The organism is Candidatus Profftella armatura (Diaphorina cf. continua) (assembly GCF_016593155.1).
GTDB classification, from domain to species: domain Bacteria; phylum Pseudomonadota; class Gammaproteobacteria; order Burkholderiales; family Burkholderiaceae; genus Profftella; species Profftella armatura_A.
Genome location: NZ_AP023216.1, coordinates 1503 through 6002, shown reverse-complemented (window position 1 = coordinate 6002; position 4500 = coordinate 1503). Strand labels below are relative to the sequence as shown.

Genomic DNA, 4500 nt, shown 5'->3' with positions numbered 1-4500 from the left:
TTTTATGATTTAAAATAATTTTTTATTAAAAAATTATTTTTTATTTTTAAATTTTATAATTTTTATAATGATTTTTACATATTTTAAAAAAAATGTTAAAAAAATTTTTTTTATAATTATATTTAACTTAGTAGTTATTCGAAATATTATTATTTTCCATGAAATAGTTAAAAATATTTTAACTATTTCATGGAATTTTATATATTGTCTTTTATTCCATGCTTTATGTTTATATTTTCTTATTTTTATACCAATTTCTCTATAAATACTCCAAGCAGTTACAATAGCTAAAGTTGAGCGCAATGGTAATGTATTTAATTTTACTAAAGAAGAAGAATAATAAAATTCTGCTACATCTAAAATACGCGTCACAATTTTAAATAATTTTTTTCTATTTTCAATTAATGTAAAATTTAATTTATTTAAACCTTCATTTTTTAACCAGTTTAATGGTAAATAACAACGATCAATATAGAAATCATCTATTATATCTCTACTAATGTTGGTAAGTTGAAAAGCAATTCCTAAATTACGAGCACAATTTAATGTATTTTTTTCTTTTACCCCAATAAGATGAGCTATAATTAATCCTATTGTTCCAGCGACATGATAACAGTAATCTAATGTTTCATCTAATGTTATATAAGATCTTTTAGTTGCATCCATTTCAAAACCATCAAGATGTTCAAAAAGTAAATTAACTGGAAAATTAGAAATAGATATTATTTTTTGAAGTGCTAAAAAGGCCGGTTCTTTCATTTTGAATCCAATACAAGCTTTTTTTGTTTTTATACGTAATATTTTTAATTTATATTTGATATTATTTTTTTTTTTTTTTTGCAAAGATTTAGATTTATTTCCACAAATTTGATTATCAATAACATCATCACAATAACGACACCAAGCATAAAGCATAAGTATTTTATAGCGAACTACCGGATCAAAAAGTTTTATAGCTGATGAAAAACTTTTTGATCCGGTTTTTATAATTTTATTTGCTAACTTTAAAATAGAATAATTATTCATAAAATAATATCATTAAGTATAATTTCTGATGTTATATTAGCGGAAGCTATAACCCCGGGAATGCCTGCTCCAGGATGAGTTCCTGCTCCAACAAAATAAAGATTAGTTAAATTTTTATCACGATTATGAGGACGAAACCATGCACTTTGTGTAAGTAATGGTGCAAATGAAAAAGCAGATCCTAAATATGAGCCCAATACATTTTGAAAATCATTTGGAGTAAATATACGTTGTGTTATTAATCTTTTACGTAAATTTGGTATATAATATTTCTCAAGGTATTTAAAAACTATATTTTTAAATTTTACGCTTTCTTCCGACCAGTTTATTGAGGTATTATCTAGATTGGGCACAGGTATTAATGCATAAAAAACAGAACAACCTAGAGGGGCTAATGATAAATCAGTCACAGAAGGAGAGTGTAAATATATAGAAATATTATTTGTTGAAAAATTTTTTCCAAAAATATTTTCAATTGATTTTTTGTAATTAGAGGGAAAGAAAATTGTGTGATGAGCTAAATGAGGATATTGTTTACTTAGTCCAAAATATATTATAAATAATGAATTACTCATTTTTTTTTTAATTAAATTGATATACTTTTTTTTTCCGAAAGTATATTGACTTAATAAATTTCGATAAGTATTAATTAAATCTGCATTAGAAGCAATTATATCAGCATTAAATATTTGCCCATTTTTTGAATACACTTTATTTGCTTTATTTTCATGAGCATTAATGGAAATAACTTCTGAATTAAGTATAATGCTCCCCCCAAGATTTTGAAAAAGTTTAATTAAAGCATTAATTAGTGCCCCTACCCCGCCTCTAGGAAACCAAACTCCCCATTTGTATTCTAAAGCATGAATTAAAGTATAAATAGAAGAAGTAGAAAAAGGATTTCCTCCTATAAAAAGAGAATTAAAGGAAAAAGCTTGCTTTAAATAATCATTTTCAATAAATTGTGAAACAATATTATAAACACTTTTCCAAGCTTGTATTTTTATTAATTTTGGTAAAATAAATAACATATCCTTAATAGTCAAAAACGATTTTGATGCAAATGAAAGATATCCTTCTTTAAAAGCTTCCTTTGAATATTCTAAAAAAAGACGATAACCTTTTATATCATTTAAGTTAAATTTTGCTATTTGTTTTTCTAAATCTTTTATATTATTTTCATAATTTAAAATTTTTCCTGTTTTCCAATGTAATCGATAAAAAGGTTTTATTGGTAATAAATCAACATAATTTTCCATTCTATTTTTTGATAAATCAAATAATAATTTGATTGAATTTGGATCGGTAATTACAGTTGGTCCAGCATCGAAAGTAAATCCATCTTGTTTGTATACATAAGCTCGTCCTCCAGGTTTATCCCTTTTCTCAAGAATAATAGTAGAAATTCCTGCTGTTTGTAAACGTATAGCTAAAGCTATTCCTCCAATACCTGCTCCTATTATAATTGCTTTTTTCATTTTATAAATTTAAAAAAAATTGTATGTAAAGCTTGAAATAATGAAATAGGAGGTTTACCAGAAAAAATACGAATTTTATCAAATAACGATAATTTATTTGCATAAAAATTTGAAATAGTTTTTTCTGGTAGACTATAAAAATATTGCATGATATCTAAATGACTCCTTGGGTTTGATAAAAAAAATAATCGATTAAGCAGATAAAAAAAACGTTGTTTTTTTTGATGCTTAATAATAAATTTTTTTACTAATTTTAATAAAAAAATAAAATTAATTTGAGTGGTAGTGGTAGAATATTTAGCAATATTTTCAGCTAGCTGAATTGCGATTGGTAAAGAATAACCAGTAGTTACATGAAAAAGATTAGCCCTTAAACCAACGCAAACTATTTTTTTAAATTTTATTATTTTTTTGTTTTTAAATGGAATTGGTATACAACCAACTTCTTCTCTTTCTATTTTTACTAATTTCCATTTATTTTTAAAAGCGTATTCTTGAATGTAGTGAATGGAATTTTTTAACATATCAGGTGTTAAAAAAGATTTTTTAGTATATCTAGTGTCTTCAATCATTAAGCTATTTGGTGTTAGTGGTAATGTATAAATAAAACGATATTCGTCTTTTTTTTGATTTATCGTTGCATCCATTATTATTGGTATATTTAATCCATGTGGAGAAGATAAATACCATTGTTGACCTAAAAATATTTGGTATACTCCTTTGAATTGAAAATCTTTTAGGCCTCTGCCATCAATTATACAATTTGCATTTATTATTTCTCGATTATTCAGACAAATTGATGTTGGAGTTATTATTTCTATAGTTTTATTGTTAAATAAAAAATTATTATTACCTAAATTTTGTTTTAAACAAGAATTAAGATGTTTTGAGCAAATAGAATAATAACCACTAAAAATTTGGCGATTAAATTTTGGAAATTTTACTTGATACGATGGCCATGAATAAGTAATTAATGGTTTTATGAAAATATGTTGTGATGAACTTATATCATGTTGATGAAAAGACCATATATGATCTTTCGAAATACTAGAATTTAATTCTATTAATAATATATTTAATTTTGGTTTATATTGTCGTAAGTACCAAGCAATTATACTATTCCATAGACCAGCTCCAACCAAAATAAAATCCCAGTAATAATTATTTTTTTTCACGTTTAATTTTTAAATTTGTTTTTAAAAGTAGTATAAAATTAAAAGAATAAATACATTTCTATTATTTATTTTATATTATATATATATTAAAACCACTGCACCAACTATTAACCATTATTGTATATGTTATTATACATACCAAAAAATGATATAAATTTAGAAAATTTAGAAAGGTATAAAGTTAAACTATAAAACTATGGTAGTATATTTATTAATTTATTACAATGAAAATTTATTAAAAAAGTTAAAAAAAAACCATTTTTTTTCTCTCACATAAAATTGTAACATACTTTTTATATTTTTTTAATTTTTTTTATTAAATTTATTTTTTTTATGATAGTAGTTAATAAATTTTAAAGAATTTTTAGTAATTTTTTATTTTATTTAAATTAAGAAAATTATATGTACATACTTTATTATTTAATATTTTTTTTAAAAAAACTTATAATATTAATTATTTATAATTTTAATTAATAAATACTTGTAAATAAATACTTGTAAATAAATACTTGTAAATAAATACTTGTAAATAAATACTTGTAAATAAATACTTGTAAATAAATACTTGTAAATAAATACTTGTAAATAAATACTTGTAAATAAATACTTGTAAATAAATACTTGTAAATAAATACTTGTAAATAAATACTTGTAAATAAATACTTGTAAATAAATACTTGTAAATAAATACTTGTAAATAAATACTTGTAAATAAATACTTGTAAATAAATACTTGTAAATAAATACTTGTAAATAAATACTTGTAAATAAATACTTGTAAATAAATACTTGTAAATAAATACTTGTAAATAAATACTTGT

General features: G+C 22.1%; 3 protein-coding genes. All 3 read right to left on the bottom strand.

What is annotated here, in order from left to right; all coding sequences use genetic code 11:
• Positions 1 to 33: 33 nt before the first annotated feature.
• From JIC14_RS02045 to crtY, 3 genes are read right to left on the bottom strand one after another with little or no spacing between them, the layout of a single operon-like run.
• Positions 34 to 1026, bottom strand: coding sequence for a phytoene/squalene synthase family protein (locus JIC14_RS02045; protein ID WP_199397406.1), 993 nt, complete (start codon positions 1024 to 1026; stop codon positions 34 to 36).
• On the bottom strand, positions 1023 to 2504 hold the full coding sequence (locus tag JIC14_RS02040) for a phytoene desaturase (RefSeq protein ID WP_199397405.1): 1482 nt from the start codon (positions 2502 to 2504) through the stop codon (positions 1023 to 1025). The genes JIC14_RS02045 and JIC14_RS02040 overlap by 4 nt, the downstream gene beginning before the upstream one ends.
• Positions 2501 to 3679: a lycopene beta-cyclase CrtY gene (crtY, locus tag JIC14_RS02035; RefSeq protein ID WP_199397408.1), complete on the bottom strand. Its 1179-nt coding sequence runs from the start codon at positions 3677 to 3679 to the stop codon at positions 2501 to 2503. The genes JIC14_RS02040 and crtY overlap by 4 nt, the downstream gene beginning before the upstream one ends.
• Positions 3680 to 4500 lie beyond the last annotated feature (821 nt).

Excerpts from the sequence above, each read along its gene's own strand:
- JIC14_RS02045 (WP_199397406.1), bottom strand. The coding sequence starts at position 1,026 with ATGAATAATTATTCTATTTTAAAGTTAGCAAATAAAATTATAAAAACC.
- JIC14_RS02040 (WP_199397405.1), bottom strand. The coding sequence starts at position 2,504 with ATGAAAAAAGCAATTATAATAGGAGCAGGTATTGGAGGAATAGCTTTA.